Origin of the sequence: Bacillus crepusculi, assembly GCF_014764715.1 — a bacterium.
Taxonomy (GTDB): domain Bacteria; phylum Bacillota; class Bacilli; order Bacillales; family Bacillaceae; genus Bacillus.
Map to the genome: position 1 here is coordinate 137,228 of NZ_JACXXE010000003.1, position 23,546 is coordinate 160,773.

24 protein-coding genes and 1 riboswitch are annotated in these 23,546 nt (G+C 40.9%); of the genes, 5 read left to right on the top strand and 19 right to left on the bottom strand.

Translation table 11 applies throughout. From position 1 onward, the window contains the following. Window positions 1–51: 51 nt before the first annotated feature. The 7 genes from splB to IEE86_RS07530 form a co-directional block, all read right to left on the bottom strand. Window positions 52–1,080, bottom strand: coding sequence for a spore photoproduct lyase (splB, locus tag IEE86_RS07500; RefSeq protein WP_191096646.1), 1,029 nt, complete (start codon window positions 1,078–1,080; stop codon window positions 52–54). An 82-nt stretch (window positions 1,081–1,162) separates the two neighbouring features. Continuing rightward, the gene (locus IEE86_RS07505; RefSeq protein WP_003211490.1) at window positions 1,163–1,390 is read right to left on the bottom strand and encodes a transcriptional regulator SplA domain-containing protein; all 228 of its coding nucleotides are present in this window, start codon (window positions 1,388–1,390) and stop codon (window positions 1,163–1,165) included. Window positions 1,391–1,504: 114 nt separating this feature from the next. Continuing rightward, window positions 1,505–3,223, bottom strand: a complete 1,719-nt coding sequence (ptsP, locus tag IEE86_RS07510) for a phosphoenolpyruvate--protein phosphotransferase (RefSeq protein ID WP_191096647.1) — start codon at window positions 3,221–3,223, stop codon at window positions 1,505–1,507. Further along, entirely contained in the window at window positions 3,223–3,489 is a 267-nt protein-coding gene (locus IEE86_RS07515; RefSeq protein ID WP_003211078.1) for a phosphocarrier protein HPr, read from the bottom strand. Before IEE86_RS07515 ends, ptsP begins: the two co-directional genes overlap by 1 nt. Before the next feature lie 93 nt (window positions 3,490–3,582). Then, window positions 3,583–5,682, bottom strand: a complete 2,100-nt coding sequence (gene ptsG / locus IEE86_RS07520; protein ID WP_191096648.1) for a glucose-specific PTS transporter subunit IIBC — start codon at window positions 5,680–5,682, stop codon at window positions 3,583–3,585. Window positions 5,683–5,884: 202 nt separating this feature from the next. Then, entirely contained in the window at window positions 5,885–6,739 is an 855-nt protein-coding gene (gene glcT / locus IEE86_RS07525; protein ID WP_318010265.1) for a glucose PTS transporter transcription antiterminator GlcT, read from the bottom strand. Between the two features lie 55 nt (window positions 6,740–6,794). Beyond that, window positions 6,795–7,784 (bottom strand): LacI family DNA-binding transcriptional regulator, encoded by a 990-nt coding sequence (locus IEE86_RS07530; protein WP_191096649.1) that lies wholly within the window; start codon window positions 7,782–7,784, stop codon window positions 6,795–6,797. A 93-nt stretch (window positions 7,785–7,877) separates the two neighbouring features. On the opposite strand from IEE86_RS07530, the gene IEE86_RS07535 reads away from it, so the two are divergent. Beyond that, window positions 7,878–8,021: a hypothetical protein gene (locus tag IEE86_RS07535; protein ID WP_180275569.1), complete on the top strand. Its 144-nt coding sequence runs from the start codon at window positions 7,878–7,880 to the stop codon at window positions 8,019–8,021. Between the two features lie 54 nt (window positions 8,022–8,075). On the opposite strand, the gene IEE86_RS07540 is transcribed toward IEE86_RS07535, so the two are convergent. The 6 genes from IEE86_RS07540 to IEE86_RS07565 form a co-directional block, all read right to left on the bottom strand. Continuing rightward, window positions 8,076–9,170, bottom strand: a complete 1,095-nt coding sequence (locus IEE86_RS07540) for a M24 family metallopeptidase (RefSeq protein WP_191096650.1) — start codon at window positions 9,168–9,170, stop codon at window positions 8,076–8,078. A gap of 102 nt (window positions 9,171–9,272) precedes the next feature. Continuing rightward, window positions 9,273–11,192, bottom strand: a complete 1,920-nt coding sequence (locus IEE86_RS07545) for a heavy metal translocating P-type ATPase (protein WP_191096651.1) — start codon at window positions 11,190–11,192, stop codon at window positions 9,273–9,275. Window positions 11,193–11,487: 295 nt separating this feature from the next. Further along, window positions 11,488–11,976, bottom strand: a complete 489-nt coding sequence (gene stoA / locus IEE86_RS07550; RefSeq protein ID WP_191096652.1) for an endospore biogenesis thiol-disulfide oxidoreductase StoA — start codon at window positions 11,974–11,976, stop codon at window positions 11,488–11,490. A gap of 54 nt (window positions 11,977–12,030) precedes the next feature. Then, window positions 12,031–13,347, bottom strand: a complete 1,317-nt coding sequence (locus IEE86_RS07555) for a polysaccharide biosynthesis protein (protein ID WP_191096653.1) — start codon at window positions 13,345–13,347, stop codon at window positions 12,031–12,033. A 112-nt stretch (window positions 13,348–13,459) separates the two neighbouring features. After that, window positions 13,460–14,122: a cell wall hydrolase gene (locus IEE86_RS07560; RefSeq protein WP_191096654.1), complete on the bottom strand. Its 663-nt coding sequence runs from the start codon at window positions 14,120–14,122 to the stop codon at window positions 13,460–13,462. A gap of 306 nt (window positions 14,123–14,428) precedes the next feature. After that, a complete protein-coding gene (locus IEE86_RS07565; RefSeq protein WP_191096655.1) occupies window positions 14,429–14,623 on the bottom strand; it encodes a hypothetical protein in 195 nt (64 codons plus the stop codon). A 167-nt stretch (window positions 14,624–14,790) separates the two neighbouring features. Here IEE86_RS07565 and IEE86_RS07570 point away from each other — a divergent pair, with 167 nt between their 5' ends. Next, window positions 14,791–14,979, top strand: coding sequence for a YkvS family protein (locus tag IEE86_RS07570; protein ID WP_003211747.1), 189 nt, complete (start codon window positions 14,791–14,793; stop codon window positions 14,977–14,979). 124 nt (window positions 14,980–15,103) lie between these two features. Here IEE86_RS07570 and IEE86_RS07575 read toward each other — a convergent pair whose 3' ends face one another. The 6 genes from IEE86_RS07575 to IEE86_RS07600 form a co-directional block, all read right to left on the bottom strand. Beyond that, a complete protein-coding gene (locus IEE86_RS07575; protein WP_191096656.1) occupies window positions 15,104–15,322 on the bottom strand; it encodes a hypothetical protein in 219 nt (72 codons plus the stop codon). A gap of 273 nt (window positions 15,323–15,595) precedes the next feature. Continuing rightward, on the bottom strand, window positions 15,596–16,093 hold the full coding sequence (gene queF / locus IEE86_RS07580; protein ID WP_191096657.1) for a preQ(1) synthase: 498 nt from the start codon (window positions 16,091–16,093) through the stop codon (window positions 15,596–15,598). Window positions 16,094–16,108: 15 nt separating this feature from the next. Continuing rightward, window positions 16,109–16,840, bottom strand: coding sequence for a 7-carboxy-7-deazaguanine synthase QueE (gene queE, locus IEE86_RS07585; protein WP_191096658.1), 732 nt, complete (start codon window positions 16,838–16,840; stop codon window positions 16,109–16,111). Continuing rightward, window positions 16,833–17,273 carry a 6-carboxytetrahydropterin synthase QueD gene (gene queD / locus IEE86_RS07590; RefSeq protein WP_191096659.1) on the bottom strand — a complete coding sequence of 147 codons (441 nt, stop codon included), beginning with the start codon at window positions 17,271–17,273 and terminating at the stop codon, window positions 16,833–16,835. Before queD ends, queE begins: the two co-directional genes overlap by 8 nt. Continuing rightward, window positions 17,274–17,930: a 7-cyano-7-deazaguanine synthase QueC gene (queC, locus tag IEE86_RS07595; protein ID WP_191096660.1), complete on the bottom strand. Its 657-nt coding sequence runs from the start codon at window positions 17,928–17,930 to the stop codon at window positions 17,274–17,276. It lies immediately after the preceding gene. A 158-nt stretch (window positions 17,931–18,088) separates the two neighbouring features. Continuing rightward, window positions 18,089–18,133: riboswitch (PreQ1 riboswitch) on the bottom strand. 71 nt (window positions 18,134–18,204) lie between these two features. After that, window positions 18,205–19,248: a YkvI family membrane protein gene (locus IEE86_RS07600; RefSeq protein WP_191096661.1), complete on the bottom strand. Its 1,044-nt coding sequence runs from the start codon at window positions 19,246–19,248 to the stop codon at window positions 18,205–18,207. A gap of 245 nt (window positions 19,249–19,493) precedes the next feature. Between IEE86_RS07600 and IEE86_RS07605 the strand changes: the two genes are divergently transcribed. The 3 genes from IEE86_RS07605 (at window position 19,494) to motB (ending at window position 23,533) form a co-directional block, all read left to right on the top strand. After that, window positions 19,494–21,596, top strand: coding sequence for an ATP-dependent Clp protease ATP-binding subunit (locus tag IEE86_RS07605; protein ID WP_191096662.1), 2,103 nt, complete (start codon window positions 19,494–19,496; stop codon window positions 21,594–21,596). A 385-nt stretch (window positions 21,597–21,981) separates the two neighbouring features. Further along, entirely contained in the window at window positions 21,982–22,776 is a 795-nt protein-coding gene (gene motA / locus IEE86_RS07615) for a flagellar motor stator protein MotA (RefSeq protein WP_191096663.1), read from the top strand. Next, a complete protein-coding gene (gene motB / locus IEE86_RS07620; RefSeq protein ID WP_191096664.1) occupies window positions 22,769–23,533 on the top strand; it encodes a flagellar motor protein MotB in 765 nt (254 codons plus the stop codon). Before motA ends, motB begins: the two co-directional genes overlap by 8 nt. The last annotated feature ends 13 nt before the right edge of the window (window positions 23,534–23,546 follow it).

The following is a 23,546-nucleotide window of genomic DNA, read 5'->3' on the forward strand; positions in this document are numbered from 1 at the left end:
CAATAGTTGCAAGAAAATTTAAATAGAAAAAACAAGCCGATAAGGCTTGTTTTAAGTAAAATATTCAATTTTTGCAGACGGAAAGTACTGTTCGATATATGATTCTAACGTCTGTCTTAGTTCTTTTTCCTCGTCTTTCTGGTAGATATATTTTCCAATTCCGTATCTACCCCACTTGTATCTTCTTTTTTCTTCATCTAATTCTAATTTTGATTTCGGATAGTTTTTTTGGATGACACGCTTCGCTGGTTTTGTAAAGCGGTGCTGAATCATTTCAAAGGTAATATCATGCCTCACATCTTCTGGAAGGGCGGCATCAAGCTTTTCAAAGAGAATTTTATACCCCTCCTGCCAGCCTTCGTGAATGTAAATCGGAGCAATAATAAAGCCAAGTGGATAGCCTGCTTTTGCCACCTTGACAGCCGCTTCAATTCTCTGATCCAGCGGTGATGTTCCGGGTTCAAAATATTTAATGACATAATCTGCATTGATACTAAAGCGGAATCTTGTTCGCCCGTTATGCTTTGCATCTAATAGATGATCGACATGATGAAATTTTGTGACGAAGCGAAGCTTACCAAGATCGGTTTGTCCAAAATATTCAATTGCTCGCTTCAGTGTATGTGTCAAATGGTCAATCCCTACAATGTCAGAGGTACAAGAGGCTTCAAATCTTGTGATATCCGGCGCACGCTCGTTCATGTACTGCTCAGCCTGATCTAATATTTCTTCTACATTGACATACGTGCGAATGTACGGCTTACTTCCCATTGTCGTTTGCAGATAGCAATAATGACAATGTCCCATACATCCTGTCGCAAATGGGATGGCATACTCCGCAGATGGTTTAGATGTATCAAACTTTAATGTTTTCCGCACACCAATGACAAGCGTTGATTTTGCATTACGATACTTTTGTAAGTCATTTTTCCCGGGGATATTTCTCACCTGGTTATGTGAAGTTGTTTCTCTTATTTCAATTCCCATACCTTCGAACTTTTCCTTCAGCTCTTGTCCTAACGGGTACTCCAGCGCCCGAGGTTCAATATAAACAAGCTGGGGGACGAAAGGTTTGATCATATTTAGCACATCCTTACCTTTAAGGTTTCCATACGGTTACTTTAACCGCTAAGAATGGCTTTTATCCTTTCTAATATCTCCCTTATTCAAACAAGTCTTGATAAAGAGCTTCTGCTTCTTCGTATGTTGGAAATACGGCATCATCTGGCGCTAATGGATGATACGTTTCTAATAAAAACAGGGCTAGTTCTTCTTCATTATATGGATGTGATACGATTTCTGCTTCTTTAATTTGAGCTACATTTGCTGCATGTGGATTTCGATAAATGACATACACTTGATCACCTGGCTTATAGTCTGAAAAAGGCAATCTCGTCACCTCCATTTTTTTATTTTAGGATGCCCTTCTCTCTGCTCGATATGACCTAAAATGATAAAATTCGACAAAAAAACCAGACAGTTTATCCTGTCTGGTTTGATTCACCTAGTTTTTTTGGAAGGTTTTCTTGACGAAGTCAACAACTTCTTCTGTCGTGCTAAGTGATAAAATATGCTCTTTAAATGATGCAGCTTCTTCCTTAGACAGCTTGCTTAGCTGCGTTCTTGCAGGAAGAATAGATGTTGCACTCATTGAGAATTCATCTAACCCTAATCCAAGTAGAAGCGGGATGGCGATTTCATCTCCTGCCATCTCACCGCACATGCCAACCCATTTACCTTCTTTATGCGCTGCTTCAATAACAAGCGTAATCAGACGTAAAATCGCTGGATTGTATGGCTGATAGAGATAAGCCACTCGTTCGTTCATTCGATCAGCAGCCATTGTATATTGAATCAAATCATTTGTTCCAATACTGAAGAAATCGACTTCTTTTGCAAATTGATCTGCGATAACAGCTGTTGATGGAATTTCTACCATCATCCCGATTTCAATCGAATCAGATACGTCTGTACCAGCGGCAACCAATGCTTCTTTTTCTTCAAGTAAAATGGCTTTTGCTTGTCTAAATTCTGATAACGTCGCGATCATAGGGAACATGATTTTCAAGTTTCCATATGTACTTGCACGAAGTAAGGCGCGTAATTGTGTTCTGAAAATCTCCTGCTCCTCTAGGCAAAGGCGGATCGCTCTGTAGCCAAGGAACGGGTTCATTTCTTTTGGAAGCTGCAAGTAAGGAAGCTCTTTATCGCCACCAATATCAAGTGTGCGAACAACCACTGCTTTGCCTTCCATCTTCTCTAAAACTGTTTTATACGCATCGAACTGTTCTTCTTCTGTTGGAAGCTGATCTCTGCCCATGTATAAAAATTCTGTACGGTACAATCCGACTGCTTCGCCGCCATTTTCAAGCACACCTTTTACATCTTCAGGTGTTCCGATATTTGCAGCTAACTCTACGTGAACGCCGTCTTTTGTGACCGTTGGCTGGTCAACAAGTTTCGCCCATTCCGCTTTTTGAGCTAAGAAGTCTTCATGCTTTTTTTGATACGCTTTCACTTCATCTTCAGAAGGCTGAATGATGACGTCTCCAGTAATACCATCAACAATGATGAGATCATCGTTGTTCACCGTTTTTGTTGCTTCTTTTGTTCCAACAACTGCTGGAATCTCCATTGATCTTGCCATGATGGCTGAGTGAGAAGTACGACCACCGATATCTGTCGCAAAACCTTTGACAAATTGTCTGTTCAATTGAGCAGTATCAGACGGTGTTAAATCTTCTGCAATGATAATGACTTCTTCAGAAATCATACTTGGGTTTGGAATGTCAACGCCTAGCAAATGTCCAGTGACACGCTTTGTTACATCGCGAATGTCAGCTGCACGTTCCTTCATGTATTCATTGTCCATTGCTTCGAACATTGTGACAAACATAGTCGCTGTTTCTTTTAAAGCAAATTCAGCATTTACTTTATCAGATTTGATTTTATCCTTTACTGGGTTTAGCAGCTCTGGATCACTTAACACAAGAAGGTGTGCAGAAAAGATATCTGCTTTGTCTTGGCCAAGCTCTTTTAGCGCATGCTCTTTAATTGCTTCAAGTTCTTGTTTAGACACATGAATTGCTTCTTCAAAACGTTTCACTTCTGTCTCTGGATCATTGATGTCTTTTTGGTGAACTGTTAAATCTGGTTCTTCCAGACGATATGCTTTTGCAATCGCAACGCCTGCTGAAGCACCGATTCCTTTCAGTTGTTGCATTACTCGCCTAGGCCTTCACTTTTCATTGTGTCTTTAAGCGCAGCAAGTGCATCATTTTCATCAGAACCAGAAGCAGAGATTGTGATCGTAGCACCTTTCGCAATTCCTAGAGACATTACACCCATAATAGATTTCAGGTTCACTGTTTTACCATTATATTCTAAGTTGATATCAGCATCATATTTACTAGCAGTTTGTACAAGAACTGTTGCAGGACGTGCGTGAATTCCAGAATCTGCAGTTACTTTGAATGTTTGTTGAGCCATTTTTATCAATCTCCTTTTTATACAATTAATACATCCACAATATTATATCATACTGCCGAGCTTGTCATCTAACAAGAACGGCAGTTATGAAAATTATTTTGAAATTTTCATGATGTTTTCTTGGCCAGCTTTGATTTCACCGGATTCTTGAAGGTCAATAAATTGTCCTTCAGCTAAGTTTGTAAATACAATAGGTGTCATCAAAGATGGTACTTCTGACTTAATTTTATCAATATCAACCTCTAAAAGTTTTTGACCGATTTCTACTTGATCTCCCTCTTGTACAAATGCTTCAAATCCTTCTCCTTTGAGGCTGACCGTATCAATACCGAAGTGGATCAAAATTTCAAGTCCACCATCAGATTGCAGGCCAATTGCGTGTTTCGTTGGGAACACATTTAAGATTCTCCCTTTGACCGGTGAAACCACCGTTCCCTCTTTTGGCAAGATGGCGAAACCGTCACCCATCATTTTCCCTGAGAATACTTGATCTGGTACATCTGTAATCGGATGAAGCTCCCCTGTTATTGGTGAAGCAAAGATTTCTTCCCCTTGCTCGTTTTGAAGCGGCTTTGCAATGACTTCTTCGACCTGCTGGCTGACTTCTTCTTTTGCAGAAGGGTCTTTCGCTGGACGAGGCGTGCGGCCTGCAATGATGTCTTGCATTTGTGTTTTTAAATTATCAGAGCGCGGACCAAAGATTGCCTGAATGTTGTTCCCTACTTCGAGCACACCTGATGCGCCAAGCTTTTTCAAGCGGTCTTTGTCGACTTTCTTCTGATCATTAACAGTGACACGTAAACGCGTGATACAAGCATCAAGGTGCTTAATGTTTTCTTGATCACCCATTGCTTCAAGGATTTCATACGGCAAGTCGTTACCTTTTTCAGACTTCGCCTCACTTGCACCATCTGCTGCTTCATCCTCGCGGCCTGGTGTTTTCAGATTAAATTTGCGAATGGCAAATCTAAATCCGAAGTAATAAATGACAGCGAGTACGAGTCCAACTGGAATCACAAGCCACCAAGCTGTTCTGTTTGGCAGGATACCGAATAAGAAGAAGTCGATTAACCCTCCTGAGAAAGTCATACCGATTTTCACGTTTAGAAGATCCATGATCATAAAGGATAATCCAGCAAATACACAGTGGATGGCAAATAATACTGGTGCAACGAACAAGAATGAGAACTCAAGCGGTTCTGTAATCCCTGTTAAGAAAGAAGTCAGTGCAGCTGAACCCATAATTCCAGCTACAAGCTTTTTATTTTTAGGTTTTGCTTCATGGTAAATCGCAAGTGCTGCTGCTGGAAGTCCAAACATCATGAACGGATATTTCCCAGTCATGAATGTTCCGGCTGTCAGCTGAACACCATCTTTGATTTGTGCCATGAAGATACGCTGATCACCACGGACAAGCTCTCCTGATAGGCTCTTATAGCTAAAGAACTCATACCAGAATGGCGAGTAGAAAATGTGATGCAGACCAAACGGAATTAGTGAGCGTTCAATCACACCGAATACAAAGGCAGCAAGCGGTTCATTCGCTGCAAGCAGTCCTGTTGAAAACGAGTTCAGTGCACCTTGGATTGGCGGCCAGATGACTAGCATCAAAAGTCCTAAAATAAGTGCTGAAATGGACGTCACGATTGGAACAAAACGTTTACCTGCAAAGAAACCAAGATATTGCGGGAGCTCAATTTTGTAAAATTTATTATACATATAAGCTGCTAATACCCCGACAATGATCCCGCCAAAAACGCCGGTAGACAAGGTCGGAATGCCGAGCATATTAATATACGCTGGATGGCTTTCCTTAAAGAACTTGGCCAATTTGATTGAATCTGACGGAATCGATCCGTTGGCCATTAATACGGCACTCATCGTCACGTTCATGACAAGATAACCGATGATCGCGGCAATTCCCGCCACTCCGTCCCCATTGGCAAGACCGATGGCAACCCCTACAGCAAATAAGAGTGGAAGATTCGAGAAGACAATATTCCCCGCGTTTTCCATGACACTTGCAACAAGCTGAATTGTATCATTGTTTAAAAATTGAGCTACATCAATCAGCTGCGGATTTTGCATCGCATTTCCAAGTGCTAGTAAAATACCGGCAGCAGGAAGGATCGCAACTGGAAGCATAAGTGCTCGTCCAATTTTTTGCAACACACCAAAAAGTGATTTAAACACTGGTTGAACCTCCTTTTGTTTTCGCTTACAACATACATTCGGGTGGCTCCTTGACGTACATTTCATAATTAACCGTTTACATTTCACTTTCAAACACAAAAAAAGGCATGGTGATATAAGGTTGCGCAAATAACAGGATCTTATCCTGTATTTACCTTAAGTCACTCATGCCTGATCGAATCAGTTACACGTTTCAAGGAAACTATGAAATTTTATTCGTCAATCTGTACAGGTGAAGTGTCAGGTAGACAGCCTCTGCATCATGTACAGGCTTTTTCAATGCATGTTGCAAAATTTTGATCATTTTCCAAGCAGTATTGTAGCATAAAGGATATTCATTTTTCAATAGATGAAGCAATTTTTCTGGCTCCTCTAATGATTCTTCCCGTTTAATACGCTCAATCGAAAACGTAATATGGCGCAATAAGCGTAAATAATGAATACTTTCTCTGTCTACTTTCATATGAAATGAATCTTCTATGACTTGGACCATTTGCGTGATGAGCTGAGAATGACGGTTCACCTCAGATAAAGGCCGATTCGTTAAAGCCGAATGAATATGGAGCGCAATAAAACCGATCTCTCCTTCTGGCAGCTTTGTTTCAACATCAGGCCGCGCATTTATCAGTTCAACAACTTCCTTTGCGACCTCGTATTCTTTCGGGTACAGCGATTGTGTCTCCAGCATAAAAGGATTGGTAATATCATACCCTTGCTGCACTCGCTTAAAGCTGAAGGCAATATGGTCAGTCAGTGCGATATGAATATGCTCATTCAGGCGATGACCCATTTTTTCTCGTATATGGTAAATGACGTCATTGGCAAGCTCGATGATGTTCTCATCAATGTGATGAAGCAGCTGTTTATATTCTGTTTGTTCTTTCGTGTTTTTTAATACAAACATCTTTTCAAACGCTGCTTGGTCGAGGACATCACCCGATTTTTTTCCGAAGCCGATTCCTTTTCCAATCAGAACCACTTCGCCCAAAGAAGGGTGTATTGCGATGATGACATTATTATTTAACGCTTTATCAACGGTGAAGGATTCCATGAACATCCCCACCTCCTTCTTATTCAATCCCTCTTATCGTACAAAACAGATGAAACGTGCGTCAACGATTGTTTTTCAATACGGTGGTTGTCCGCTCAATCAGGCGAAATGGCAGCACTCTTTTTTTTGGGGCTTCTCCCTTTAACGCCCGTTCGTACAAATCAAATGCTTCCTGACCCATTTGTTTGAGCGGAATGTCAATGCTGGAAATCCCTAAAGCCTCACTCAATTGTCCGTTTTGAAAGCCGAGTATGGCTGGTGATTCCCCTACTTTTATATGATGACGCTGCGCTTCTAATAAAAAGCCTGCTGACACGTCGTCATTTGTGATGAATAATGCAGTGGGGCGATTCTTCATCTTCTGCCATTCTGCAAATAATTGCTTTCCATCAAAAAGCGTTAGCTTCCCTTCGATGATCCATTCCTCATCAATGTCCTGCCCGAGCGATTGCATCATATCTTGATAAGCTTGAAGGCGCGACTGACTATTTGCGCCTTCTGTTCTAGCAAGAACAATTGCAATTCGCTCGTGCCCGCAAGCCACTAAATGACGAAGTCCTTCTTTCAATGCTTGATCATGTGCAATCGACACTGCTGAACAGTCATCATATGGCGCTGGATGACAAAAAATAATAGGACCAGATTCCTGCCACTTTAAAATGTCTCGATCACTTAATGCATTTGAGCAAAAGATTAATCCGTCCACACGCCGCTCCTTTAAGCTCATCAATGCTTCTTTTTCTTTTAAAGGATCATACCCCGTTTGAAACAAAGCAAAGTGCATGCCGCGTGCCTGTGCCTTCTCGGCAATACCTGTGACAAGTCCGCTGAAATAAGAGTGATCAATCGTCGGAAGAACGATTCCGAACATATTCGTGTAGCCCCTTGCTAAATGCACAGCCTGAATATTTCTCGTATATTTAAGCTCTTTCATCGCATTCAGTACACGTGCTCGTTTTTCTTCTTTGACATAAGGATGATGATTCATCACACGCGATACGGTTGTCACAGATACGCCCGCTCTTTTCGCAATCTCCCTTATGTTTGGCATTTTTCCTCCTACTTTCTCTTGATATGGTAAGCGTTTCATACTTTAAGATGTATGTGAGCTGAACAAATCACTGGATGGAAAGGGGAATTCAAGATGGGTATCATCATATGGATCATATTATGTATGGCTGTTTTGTTTTCTGCTCGCTTTGCACTACATCCTTTAGGAAAAGAACATAAAATCAAACCGTTTCAATCAATTGATGATTTTTTTGTTGATAAGGATCGAAAAGAGTGACAAAAAATCACGATGACACTTCCAATACTTGGACGTTCATCGTGATTTTTTTCTTTACTTGATGATCGTCAGCTCTTTCGGATAATTGGTTAAGGTGACTGGACCATCTGCTGTAATAAGAACATCATCTTCAATTCTCACGCCGCCGACTCCTGGGACATAAATCCCCGGTTCAATCGTATACACCATGCCTTCTTGCAAAAGATCATCATTCGCTTGGCTCATAGAAGGAAACTCATGAACAGAAACCCCTAATCCATGTCCAAGTCGGTGAGGGAAAAATTCGCCATAGCCCGCTTCTGTGATTAGCCCCCTTGCCTTTAAGTCAAGGTCACCGATTCTCACGCCTGGCTGACTCATTTCAAGTGCTGCCATTTCTGCTTTTAAGACAGTTTGATAGATGTCCTTTTGCTTTTCAGATGCTTCTTGGTAGATGAATGTTCTTGTAATATCTGAACAATATCCATCGACAATCACGCCAAGGTCAAATAACACAAAATCGCCTTTTTTTAAGGCTGCCTGACCTGGATTTCCGTGAGGCTCGCCTGATTTTTCTCCAAATAGAACCATTGTGGAAAAGGACATACCTTGGATGCCTTTTTTCTTTAGTTCATATTCAATGACAGCGAGTACTTCTGTTTCTGTGACACCTTCTTTTAAGGCATTGACCCCAATTTTTACACCTTCATCTGCCAATTGAGCGGCTTTTTTCAGTGTAGCAATCTCTGTTTCGTCTTTAATCAGTCTTAGCTGGTTTAGCTCCTCTTCTGCCCGGACGAATGTTTCTGCCCCGGTGACGGCCTCAAGCTGTTCTGCTCTTTGAAGCGGAATCGACTCTTTTTCAATCGCAAGACGGGTCGCTCGTACACCTCGTTTTTCTATTGCCGTTTGAATGAAATCAAATGGGTTTTCGTGGTCTTCATATCCAATGATATCACCTGACCATCCAGCATTCTTTGCCTGCTCGACTTCCATCTTAGGTAAAATGAAAAATGGATCTGCTTCTTGAAACACAAACAGCCCCATCACTCTCTCGTGTGGCTCTGTGAAGTATCCGGATAGATAAAATACATTTTCCTTTGTATGTATAAATGCACCTTGAATGTCTTTTTTCTTTAGCCAAGAAGACAAGCTCTTCATTCGGTTCATCGTGATCCTCCTCACACGTTTTACTACTGATCTATTGTATCAGTTTTTACTGTATTTCGCACAAAAGCGCACTGGCAGAAGCCAGGTGCGCTTTTGTGTTGCTTAAGATGCACGGAGCAGACGCAGTCCATTTAAAATGACCAAAATTGTACTTCCTTCATGCCCAATGACACCAACAGGCAAATCAAGGACTTGTAAGAAATTCGCACAAATTAACAGACAAATGACTGTTAATGAAAAAATAATGTTTTGCTTAATGATTCGATTCATCTTTCTTGAAAGGCGGATCATTTTTGTTAAGTTATTTAAATTGTTCTTCATTAAAATGAGATCCGCTGTTTCTAAGGCAACGTCTGTGCCCCCGCCCATTGCAACCCCAACATCTGCCGTGGCAAGCGCTGGTGCATCATTGATCCCGTCTCCTACCATAATGATCGAATCACCTTGTTTTTTTAATCGATTGACTTCGTTTACCTTTTCATCTGGAAGGCATTCAGCCACAACGGTTTGGATGCCGGCTTCCTGCGCAATGGCTTCAGCTGTTTGTTGCTGGTCTCCTGTCAGCATGACTGTTTGAATGCCTAAAGCATTTAGCTCTTGAATCATTTTTTTGGCTTCAGGTCTGATTTGATCCTTAAGACCAAGGCAACCGGCAACTTCTTGATCCTTTTGAACATATACCACTGTGTATCCTTGTGCCGAAAGATCATCAGCCGTCTCTTCAATCTCGCGGGCCATTGAAGCCTTGCCAGCAAAGTCTTTTTTCCCAATCCGCCACGTTTCTCCATTTAATTGTGCTTTTACACCAAAACCAGAGGTTTCTTCAATGGTGACATGGGCTGCTCTTTCAGTTTGGTGCTCTTTTGCCATATCCGAAATTGCTTTAGCTAATGGGTGGTTTGATTGACTTTCAATTTGATAGAGCGCCTGATAAAAAGCAGATGCATCTTGCCCTTTGGCTATCACAACTTGTTCTACAGCTGGCTTCCCGCTTGTAATCGTCCCCGTTTTATCAAAAGCTATCATGCTACTTGTGCCTAGCTTTTCTAAAAAGACGCTTCCTTTCACAAGCATTCCGTTTCTTGCGCCATTTGAGATAAGTGACAGTGCGGCTGGCATAATCGATGCAACAAGCGCACATGGTGAAGCAACAACCATAAACACCATTGCCCGGTAAAAGGTTTCACTCATGCTCCACCCGAGCACAAAATGAGGCAATATCATTAAAATCGCGACGGTGATTAACACCCCTTTTACATATGCTCCTTCGAATTTTTCAATAAATGCTTGGCTTGGCGAAACACTTTCTTGAGCGGATTCGACAAGCTTAATAATTTTATGAAAAAGCGTTTCTTCATTATGTTTCGTTACTTCTACTGTTAATGAACCATTTAAGTTCACTGTTCCTGCAAACACATCTTCGCCTTGCCCTTTTTCCTGAGGAACGGATTCACCCGTGAGTGCTGATTCATCCACACTTGTTCGCCCGCTTATAATCACACCATCTGCTGCAATGCGTTCCCCAGCTTTGATCATAATACGGTCACCTGGTGTCAATGATGAAGCGGCTATTTGAATGGTCGTACCATCTTCTTCAATTAAAGTTGCTTCATCTGGTGCAATGCTCATTAATGCTGTTAAATCTTTCTTGCTTTTATTTGACGTATACGTTTCAAGTGCACCGCTCAATGAAAAAATAAAAATTAAGATGGCTCCCTCTGCCCAATATCCAATGATAGCTGAGCCAATCGCTGCGAAAATCATTAAAAGTTCAACATTCAGTGTCTTAGACGAAATCGTTTCTTCGATTCCTTCTTTCGCCTTTGCAAATCCTCCAATGACAAAAGCAAGGATGAAAAGAGGGATACTCCACATGCTTTCATCCTTTAGAACCCATCCAATCAAGATGAGAATTCCCGAGATGCCTGCTGCCAGTAATTCTCCATGCTGTGCCCATTTGCGGAAGGACCATTTCGATTCCTCTTGTTTTGTCGTTTGATAAAGTGCTGTATTCTCATTCATGATTGTTTTCTCCTCTCTAATTGATAATGATTTTCACATCACCAATCGTTGCCTGTTCCGTTTTCCATCTATATTTTCTGCTATTTCAAGCTTTTTATCGGTCTGTAACTCATTATAACAGGTTCTCACTAATTTTCAATTAATAATTATTATAATTTCTTCTTGATAATAATTATCATTATTGTTGCAGACCCTTCTATTCTCTTCTGAGCACAGTTTATTCAGATGAAAAGCAATTGAACACTAAAAAAGAACCAACGGAATAGCCGCTGGTTCTGACAGTTGAGCATTTGTTTTATGAATCCGTCCACTCTTTGATTTGCTTTTTCGTCAGTGGACCTACATGGTTTTTCACCACTTCTCCTTTTTCATTAATAAAAAAAGTGGTCGGAATCGTGATGATTTGATATTTCTTCATCATTTCTCCGTGCTCATCAAGAACGATCGGAAAAGTAAACTTTCTGTCTTTCACAAATTGGGCGACAGCATTTTTACTTTGTTCAGCACCTAGTAAATTAACGGTCAGAATGTTCACATCACTTTGATTTTCTTTCACGATCTGCTCAAAGGCTGGTAGCTCCATTTTGCAGGACGGGCACCATGTTGTCCAAAAATGCAGGATCGTTCGTTTTCCTTTTGGCGGCACGATTTGCGTTTCACCAGTTAGTGTAGGCACCTCTATTCTCGGCGCCATTACAGGTTTTTTCGCTTCTGCCTCTGTGTTCATCAGAAATAAAAGAAGGGTCATCATGAGAAGACTGGCGGGTAGATATTTACGTTTCATCAGGATCTTCCTTCCCAGTTTTCTTATAGCTTGCCCTCTTGATGAAGATGACATTCAAGCTTTTTTTATTCTAAGAAACATTGAAACGCCGAGCTCCTTACAAATGGTTGCATAATGCAGGGCAGTCAATAGCAGCATGCCCGTGTTCATCCCTAATATAACCCCCATCATATTCAGGCTTTCAATGGATCCGAGGAAATACACCATAGAAAATGAGACGACATGCACCCATATATTATGTAGGAACACATCTTTAATCAGCCCCATACCGATTAAACACGCTTGAAATGGCATCACAAACAGATGGCATAAAAAGTACGGCCAGAGCAGCTGCAGATAGACTGCAGCTTGCGGTGAGTCAAAAAAGAGCTGCGTGAGCGGATAAGCAAAATAATACATCACCATCACTGCCGGCACTCCATACCCAAACGTAATGAGAATCGCTTGCCTGACACGTTTTTTCACAAGGTCATACTGCCCTAAGGCATAGGCCTCAGATACATTCGGAATCATCACAATCATGATGGAATGGGCAATAAACGCTGGAAAAAAACCGATCGACATCGCAACACCAGCTAGCATGCCGTAATGATCGACAGCAAGTGTTCCAGAGATACCTGCTGCAACGAGCGCTCCTTTGATTAAAAAGGGCTCAACGGCATTAGCGACCGCATGAAAGATACGCATGCCAGTTGTCGGAATGGAAACGGCCAACAGGCGCTTTCTCACGTCAATTCCTCTTAATTCAACAGACCTGACATTCACAGCATTTTTCGCCATGACGTATTGGGAGTATAAATAAATAAAAACGACAAGATCACTCGCAACAATGACACCGATGGCGATGAGTACCGCTGTTTCAATATCAAAGGAATACCAATGGAAAAATAAAAACAAGCAGATGAGCTGGATCGTTTTTTTCAGCATATTGGCTAGGGCGATTCTGCCCATTTGCTGCTTTCCCATAAAATAACCGCGTGCAATGGAGGTAAACGCAATAATCGGAATAAGAGACAGCACCATGCCTTTCATAAGCGGATGATACGATTGAAACACGGGAATAAAAGGCAGTACAATCGCTGCTATCCCCGTTGTTGTACTTGTCACGACAAGCGTCATTTTAAAAGCATGGCGGAGCATACTTTTGTGAAGCCGCTCGTGTGATTCTGCAATGAATTTAGAAATGGAGACTGGCAGCTCTAGGCTAGCGATCACAAGGACAAGCATGATGATTGGAAGGATACTCATATATAGACCCATTCCATGTTCTCCAAGCTCTCTCGCTAATATCATATTGACTAAGAACTCTATACACTCCGCAATGAAAGCTGCGACAGATAGCAAAATAACCCCTTTTACAAATCGATTCATGTAGCCTCCCCTTGTCTAAAAGCAAATTCTTTTCACATTCTATGAGACAAGTCCTGAAAATATTTTGATAATTGAAGACAAAAAAAAGCGACCTGTTGATCGCTCCTTTTCTTTATACAGCAAATACGTGACGGCCAATGCGTTCCACAATTTTACGAGAACGAATCCAGTTATCTGTTGCTGTTTTTGGATTATAAAAATAAATGGCCTTTGTCGTTCTGTCACGTTCTTTCACTACCTCTTTCACAGCTTTCACGGAATCTTGATCTGCTTGATCATGAATGCTTCCATTCGATACTGGCTGGAAGGCATTCCGCTGATAAATCACGCCTTTGACGCTATCAGGAAAAGAGCGGTGCTCCACTCTGTTTAAGACGACGCTTGCCACAGCTTTTTTTCCTGCGTAAGATTCACCTTTCGCTTCAGCATGTACCAAGCGAGATAGCAAGTCCATTTCTTCATTAGAATAACGTGTTTGTTTTTTTGAGCTTGCCTCTTTCGTTGTTTCAGACTTCACCTGTTTCTTTTGCTTCGGTTTTGAAGACTGTTCTTTCGTTGACGTACTTAGCATGTTGACTTTCGGCTGACGCTTCTTTTCTGAAAATGCCGGAATTATCTTGTGGTGATCATCTTGATCTATATATGAAAGCTGATGCTTAGCAGGTGCTTGCGCAAGTTTGTGACTTAATGTGCCTTGCTGCTCTTGTATATTGTCCATTTTCATCGCTGAGATGAGCATAAGGATGGCAAATAGAGCTGTATGAATTTTTATCATTCTCCTCATTCCCCCTTTAATCAATGTAGGCCGTAAGATACTTGTCCACTCTAACAAGAGCTTCTTCTATTTTCACGCACAAAGATTTGCATGCCTGTCCAAATTCCGTTATTAAATGGCATGTCCTAGTTGAAATGGGCATTTACTGGAAATGTTAGCGCTTAAAAAGGTCTCTTTTTAGCCTATAATCATCCTTATGCTCCTGATTATGGGTTATTACATTTTCTTTTCATATGTATCAGGATGGTTTGAAGTATGACAAATGAACCAAAATAAAAAGCCTTCTCTCATTCATGAGAAAAGGCTTTAGCTTCTTGCTTCTTTAAGATATTCAAAAATAACATCTCCTCGATGTTTGGCTATTCCGCGAAAATGTTTAAAATCATCTTGCTTGACCAAAACAGAACGGAAAGTTAAAAAATCATCTTTTTGAATGGTCACTTGCTTCTCCGCCCCATTCCGTAATGATTCAAGTATTGTGAGGATTTGTTCTTCAGTCATAAAAACCGCTCCTTTAATGCCATGATCAAATATTAAATATACCATTCGTTTGAAAAGCGTACAACGAAAACGAAACAAAAACGTCTTTATCCTTTACATTGGTATGAAAATATTGCAAAATACTTTTTAATAGGGAATGAAATCTGTTTTTAAAGGAGAGGGATCGGTTGAAGATTGCAAAAATTGGAAATGTGATCGAATTTAGAAATGGTTTAACAGGTGTAGTTGAAAAAGTGAATGAAAACTCTGTCATTGTGGACGTCACCATCATGGACAACTATAGAGATTTAGAACTGGACTCACTAACAGTCGTTAATCATAAAAACTATAAAATCATCAAAGACTCCGTACATTAATTTGCAATCCTCAATTTAGATTATCGTTACATAAATATATACGAAGCAAAGCTGCCCTCATTTGACAGCTCTGCTCTCTTTGACAATCACATATAAAAAAGACTGACAACCATGTAGAGGGGCGTCAGTCTTTTTGCGCGTGAAAGGTTTGCATTTCCGCTTTTGTTTTGTACATGTCAACTTCTTCAGGTGTAATAACGCCTTTATCAATTAAAAGTGCAATCACCCCAAGCAATGTGGAGGCACTCCATTTATATCGTTCCTTGTTTTGATGTTCAAGCATCTGAAGCTCTTCTTTTAGCTCCATCAGCAGCTTCTCTGTTTTCTCTTCTTTGTTTGCCAACTAAAAACGCCTCCGTTTTCCGTTCATTGCCTCTATTTTATCTCAAAGCAAATGGGATTAGCAAAAAAAAGCACGACCTACCTTTACAAACATACGTTCTGTCATATATAATATATTTACGAGCTGGTAGCCCCCAGCCGTCCTAGCAAGTTCTATTCCTATTGGTATGAGAAGAGTGACATGACTCTTCTCTTTTTTTATTGCTTCACCCTCATATTTCCGCTTAGATTTCATAAAAAAAGACATGTCATTCGCCATGTCTTTTCCTATTTATTAGCGATTATCAATCGTTTCTGGATACATATCATGATTCATCATACGATACGATGCCATTTCTTCATATTTTGTCCCAGGTTTTCCGTAGTTCGTATACGGGTCAATTGAGATGCCACCTCTTGGTGTGAATTTGCCCCATACTTCGATATATCTTGGGTCCATTAAGTCGATGAGGTCGTTCATGATAATATTCATGCAATCCTCATGGAAGTCACCATGGTTACGGAAGCTAAACAAATACAGTTTTAGCGATTTACTCTCGACCATGATTTCATTTGGAATATAGCTGATATAAACTGTCGCAAAGTCTGGCTGTCCTGTTTGCGGACAAAGTGACGTAAACTCTGGGCAATTGAACTTCACAAAATAATCTCTATTTGTATGTTTATTCGGGAACGTTTCAAGCACTTGTGGTGCATAATCAAACAAATAATTGGTCCCTTGGTTTCCTAATAAAGTGACACCTTCTAATTCTTCTGGTTTTCTTGTCGTCATATCGTCTCTTCCTTTCTATACGCCTCGTTTATTTCCCCACAATAACGTGTGAAGCTGCGGCAACACTCTAACGCGATTTAAGTCTGGATCTTGCGCTACTTGATCGACAAGCGCTTCATATTTCTTTAATAAATGCGTCAATAAGTACGCATCATCACCTGTCGTCGTGTCATCATTTCCTACCTGCAAATAAAAAGGAAGCTCTGGGTATTTCGCATGAACATCCTTCGCATAGGCTAAATCATGATCATCAAAGATCACGACCTTTAGGCTTGCATGCTGCAATCTATTTCCGCTTTTTAGCTCATCTATGATACGTGTTAGTTTCGTAAAATCTGTTTTCATATTCGAGCTTGGCGGCTTTGGGGAAATGGTTAAATCATCAATTTTTAAAAACCAATCCTGATACATCGTTCCCTGTGTTTCAAGCGCTGTATCAATTCCTTCTGCGTGAAGCAAATCAATGAGTGATTCCATTTGCTTTAATAGCGCAGGATTCCCTCCTGAAATGGTGACGTGAGAGAAAGCCTGTCCACCTATTCGTTTCAGCTCTTTCAGAATGTCTTCTGCTTGAAGCCACTGAATATCATGCTTCGCTGAGCCATCCCATGTAAAGGATGAGTCACACCAGCTGCAAGAGTAGTCACAGCCAGCCGTTCTGACAAACATTGTTTTTTGTCCGATGACCATTCCTTCTCCTTGAATGGTCGGCCCAAAGATTTCTAATACAGGAATCGCTTTAGCCATTGCTCTCAACTCGTTTCGGCCGGTAAATGCAGTAGCTTGTTGGCGTCTCCCTGACAAAGACCTGAACACATGTCGGTTTGTTCGCTAAGGTCGCTAAATACGCTGCGACTTTGTCATGTACTGTTTTTGCCACAACCTCAGTGGTTGGCATCGCGTATGGATCGTTTGATGAGAATTCTTCATGATCATTGAGTAGCGTGTGATCGTACTGTCCATGAATGAGCTTCTTCAATGTACTGAAATTGACGAGGAAGCCCGATTCATCTAGATCGTCTCCTGCAATCGTGATGTTAATCGTATACGTATGACCGTGTACACGGCTGCATGCACCGGCATCCTCTCTTGGGATGAAATGTGCTGCAGATAGATGCATATCTTTGTTCAATTCAAATGAAAATGGATGATTCGTTTGTGGATAAATTTGAGAAAGCATTTATTTTGCCTCCTTCATTTCCATATAAGTGTCATAGCCATTTTTCCGAAGCTTACACGCAGGACATTCCCCGCAGCCATCAGAAATGATGCCATTATAGCAAGTGAGCGTTTCATTTTTCACAAAATCTAATGCATTCAGCTCGTCCGCTAGCTTCCATGTTTCTGCTTTATTGAGCCACATGAGTGGTGTATGGATGACAAATGGTTTTTCCATCGCCAAATTCACTGTGACATTACAAGACTTTACAAACTCGTCACGGCAATCTGGATAGCCGCTAAAGTCTGTTTCACATACACCTGTGATAATATGTCTTGCTCCGATTTGGTACGCAAGAATAGAAGCAAAGGATAAGAACACCAAGTTTCTCCCTGGAACAAATGTAGAAGGCAGCTCTCCTTCTTTTTCCACAATATCAATGTCATCTCTTGTTAAAGCATTTGGTGCCAGCTGATTCAAAAGAGACATATCCAATAGATGATTCTTCACACCTAACTTGTCAGCGATTCTTTTGGCTACATCAATTTCTTCTTGATGGCGCTGATTATAATGAAAGGTCACTGTTTCTACCTCTTCGAATTGTTGAAGTGCCCATAATAAACATGTCGTACTGTCCTGTCCCCCGCTAAAGACAACGACTGCTTTTTCATTTTTCATTTTCTGTTCTCCTCCTTTTGCAGATAAGTACAATCGCACAAAGCTGCATCTGAAAGGCTCATAAAAACCCCTATTTTCTCAAAAGAAAAGACACCATCACTTGTATATGAGGTGTCCCAGCCATAAAAAATAAAAAATGCCACATCCAAGGATACGGCAAGTCCTTAGTTTTTTATAGAGGGTTTTGCTAGAACCTCTCCCGTTTTCACGGATTTTTGTTCAATTTTCACAGAGCATAGTGTACCACATATTTTTCGTGCAGGCTATCCCCTCTTTACTTATTCCAAGATTCAGGCACCTTTTTCAGACAAAGAAAGAGAATAAAAAAGAGACTGACATAACCGAAAATAGGGTAAACCGTTGAGATCAGTGTCCCATATCCGATTTTACTGATCACATAGCAGCATAGGAGGATCAGAGATATTGTATAGGTGCTGTTTAATCGGATATACGCCCTGACTTGTCTTTCCAGCCCATATAAATTGCCTATGACGGATGTAAAGACTTCACCGAAGATCACGAATAAATAAATGAGGTGAATGGAGTTTGCTACTTGATACACCACTTGTGCCATTGGAATATCATACGCCTCCAGCATATCTAATGAAGAAAGAGATAAAAAGCAAGCAAGCAAAATGAGTGTGAGCATAACGCCCCCAAGCACCGCTCCCTTTTTAATCACGGCTTCAGATGTCATTTCATTTGCGACGGGCACTAACACAGCTTGCGACAGCGCTAAATTAAAGGCCCCATATGAGATAGCAGAAAGAATCCATTCGCCCTCCCCCATTTGCAGTGCAAGAACGTAACTTTCACTGCTGCTAAAAACAAACGAATCAAGAAAGACGATCAATGAAAAGAAAATCAGCATCGGGACGACGAGTACGTTGACACCAAATAATCCTTTCGACCCTTTAAAAAGCACAATGACGCTTAGAATGATCGTCATAAAAATTCCATATTCCTTCGATATCCCAAGCTGCTCCTCAAAAATAGCACCTGCGCCAGAAAGCATCACTGAGGTAACTCCAAGTAAAATAAAAAACATGACGACATTAATATATCGACTCGCAGCTGTGCCAAATAAAAAACGATTCATATCCTGATAAGACTCCGCTTGAATTCGTTTAGAAATAAGCATCATTTTTGCACCAAGCAAAGTAAAAATAGCACCGCTCATCAGGATTCCGAATAGTCCAATCCAGCCAAAACGAACAAAAAATTCTACGATTTCTTTCCCTGTCGCAAACCCAGCTCCTACCACAGTTCCTACATATACAAAGGCAAGCTGAAAAGCGGATTCATTTGAACGTTTCATATGACCCCTCCGCACCCATCACTTTCGATTGTCTCTTTTTTATCCTATGAGACAAGTTCCTTGAAAAGAAGGACAAACCATGATTAAATGCAAAAAAGGATTTTTCATCCGGCTTTGAGCAAAACAGTTGAAAGTCAAAATAGGTCAGAGTATACTATAGTCAAAGATGGTCAAACAACAGACCATTTTATTTAACATTCATTGGTCAAATAAAGTCAGACTTTAATTTAAGGAGGTCATGGCATATGCGTTGTCAACATTGTCAAGTAAATGAAGCAACTATTCGCCTGAATATGCAAGTGAATTCGTCCCGCACCCAAATGGTTTTATGTGAAGACTGCTACACCTCTTTGATGGAGCAGTCAAAAATGAAAATGGGACCTCAATTGTTTGGAGGAAGCTCATTCTTCTCCGAGTCAACAGGACACGCTCCGAACGTGGAGCAGCCTAAACAAAAAGGCTTACTCGATGAGCTTGGCCGGAACTTAACTGATGGCGCAAATGCTGGTTTAATCGATCCAGTCATTGGTCGTGATGAAGAAGTCGCTAGAGTCATTGAGATTTTAAATAGAAGAAATAAAAACAACCCTGTTCTTATTGGTGAACCAGGCGTTGGTAAAACAGCGATCGCAGAAGGACTTGCACTAAAAATTGCGAGTGGCGATGTGCCAAATAAATTAAAGAACAAACAAATCTATTTATTAGATGTCTCCTCACTTGTCGCGAACACAGGTGTACGTGGTCAATTTGAGGAACGAATGAAGCAGTTAATCAAAGAATTACAAAGCCGTAAAAATATCATTTTATTTGTAGATGAAATTCATCTTCTTGTAGGCGCAGGATCTGCCGAAGGGTCAATGGATGCTGGAAACATCTTAAAACCAGCACTTGCAAGAGGCGAGCTGCAGCTAGTAGGTGCAACCACTTTAAAAGAGTATCGCCAAATTGAAAAAGACGCTGCACTTGAACGCCGCTTCCAGCCCGTCATCGTGGATGAGCCAACACAGGATGAAGCGATCGACATCTTAAAAGGCATTCAAGATAAATATGAAGCCTATCATGGTGTCACCTATTCTGATGAAGCCATTAAAGCGTGTGTTCAATTATCTTCACGGTATATTCAAGACCGTCACTTGCCGGATAAAGCCATCGACTTAATGGATGAAGCTGGTTCAAAAGCGAACCTCTCTCTTGATGTAGCAAGTGAAGATGAATTAACAAACCGTCTTGCACAAATCGCCACTGAAAAACAGGCTGCTTTAAAAGAAGAACAATATGAAAAAGCAGCAAAGCTTCGAGATGAAGAAGAAGCGATTGAAGCAAGACTTCAAAACAAAACCGATCAAAAAGAACATGTCGTCACAGCAGAGGACATCCAGGCCATTGTGGAACAAAAAACAGGCATCCCTGTCGGCAAACTGCAAGCAGACGAACAAACAAAAATGAAAGAAATTGACGTCCGTTTAAAAGCTCGGGTCATTGGACAGGAACATGCGGTTGAAAAAGTGGCGAAAGCCGTGAAAAGAAGCAGAGCTGGCCTAAAATCGAAACATAGACCGACTGGCTCCTTCCTTTTCGTTGGACCAACAGGTGTTGGGAAAACCGAACTGTCTAAAACGTTAGCTGAAGAATTATTTGGTTCAAAAGATGCGATCATTCGTTTAGATATGAGTGAGTACATGGAAAAACACTCCGTGTCTAAACTCATCGGTTCTCCCCCTGGTTACGTCGGTCATGATGAAGCTGGTCAGCTGACTGAAAAGGTTCGCAGAAAACCATATAGTATCATTTTGCTGGATGAAATCGAAAAAGCACATCCTGATGTCCAGCACATGTTCCTTCAAATCATGGAAGATGGCCGGTTAACAGACAGCCAAGGCAGAACTGTCAGCTTTAAAGATACGGTCATCATTATGACAAGTAACGCAGGCAGCACGGATAAAACAGTCAAAGTCGGCTTCCAGTCTGATCAAGAAGAAGCCATTGAGGAACAATCATTGATTGATTCACTCAGCGCCTACTTCAAACCAGAATTCTTAAACCGTTTTGACAGCATCATTCAATTTGACTCATTAGATAAAGACGATCTAGTGAAAATTGTTGACCTCATGCTCAATGAGCTGTCAGAGCAGTTAAAAGAACAACATTTAACAGTCCATGTAACAAACGAAGCGAAAGAAAAAATCGCAGAGCTTGGATATCATCCTGCGTTTGGTGCTCGTCCACTGCGCAGAACCATTCAAGAGCACATTGAGGATCAAATGACGGAGATTTTGCTTGAAGAAGAACATCTTTCTGGATTTACCGTGGATGTTGAACACGACGAAATCGTTGTGAAAAAAGGATAAGTACATCCTAAGGAGGATGAGCAGTTCCATCATATTGTGGCGTCTAAGTTCCAACTGAACGCTGACGCTCCCCCGCCTCTTTTCCTTTACGATAAAAGAAAAAGAGGTGGATCACATGGATCACATGATCAATTGGAACTACGATTTGATCAAAATCATACATGAAGAAAAATTAAAAGAATTGCTTTTAGATGAAGCGACTCAAAAAAGATGAAGTTGAAAACTCCCTTTTATATGAGGGAGTTTCTTTTTTATGTCTTATAGAAAGCGCTTTCGTCAAAATTTCTTCACATAAACTGTCTTAATTTTATATTCTGACTAAAACCCTTCTAGAAGACACCGATATTAACTATAGAAAAAGATAGTTAAAGGATTTGGTGAGATAATGGACAAAACATCGTTAATAGGTATTATTTTAGCATTTATTGCACTGAGTGTCGGTATGGTTTTGAAAGGTGTGAGTCTAACTGCTCTTCTCAACCCGGCGGCTATATTAATCATCATCGTTGGGACGGTTGCAGCTGTTGTCATCGCATTCCCTTCTAGTGAAATTAAGAAAACACCAAAATTATTCGGGAAAATTTTCAAAGATAACAAGCTTCCAACGATTCAAGAAATGATCCCTCTTTTTTCAAATTGGGCTCAAATTGCTCGTCGTGAAGGTCTTTTGGCATTAGAAGCTAGCCTTGAAGAAGTCGATGATGATTTTCTAAAGAACGGCTTAAGCATGGCGGTTGACGGTCAAAGTGCTGAATTTATTCGAGACGTCTTAACAGAAGAAGTCGATGCCATGTCTGAAAGACATCAGTCAGGCGCATTAATCTTTACACAAGCTGGTACATACGCTCCGACGCTAGGGGTACTTGGTGCCGTTGTCGGACTTATTGCCGCACTTGCAAACATGGGAGATATTGAAGCCCTTGGACATGCAATCAGTGCTGCCTTCGTCGCCACACTGCTCGGGATTTTTACCGGGTACGTGTTGTGGCATCCATTTGCCAACAAGCTAAAGCGTAAATCTAAGGAAGAAGTAAAGCTTCGTCTCATTATGATCGAAGGCATTCTTTCTGTCCTTGAAGGGCAATCTCCAAAAGTCATTGAGCAAAAACTTCTGATGTACTTACCAGCAAAAGAACGTGCAAATCTTGTCATTGAAGAAGGAGAAAAGCAGAATGGCTAGAAAACGTAAAAAACACGATGATGATGAACATGTAGATGAATCTTGGCTCATTCCTTATGCCGATCTTCTGACGCTTCTTCTCGCCCTCTTCATTGTGCTCTTTGCCTCTAGTTCGATTGATGCGGCAAAATATGAACAGATGGCCAAGTCTTTCAATGTTGTCTTCACTGGCGGCACTGGTGTTATGGATCAATCCAGTATGCAAAGCACAGAGGAAACCGAAAACAGCAATCAAACCAAGAAGTCAGCAGAAGAAGAGGAAGAAGCCAAAGCAAAGGCTCGAGATCATGCAGTTCTGACAAAGGTCAAAAAACAAGTAGATTCATTCATTGCAAATAAAAAACTTGGTTCCAAGCTCGAAACAAAGCTGACGGATGAGGGTCTGCTCATTACGATTGAAGACAGTATCTTCTTTGATTCCGGCAGAGCGGTTATTCGACCGCAGGATGTTCCATTAGCAAAAGAAATTTCAAAGCTGCTCGTCATTAATCCCGCTCGTGACATTGTGATTAGCGGACATACAGATAATGTACCGATTAGAAATTCAGAATTTGAATCCAACTGGTATTTAAGTGCCATTCGTGCTGTAAACTTTTTAAGTATTCTACTTGAAAACAGCGACTTAGACCAAGAGAACTTTAGCACAAAAGGCTTCGGTGAATTCAAACCGATTGCCTCAAATGATACTGCTGAAGGAAGAAGTAAAAACAGACGTGTAGAAGTACTGATTTTACCGATTGAGAAAAAAGCAAAATAAAAAAGGAAGCCGC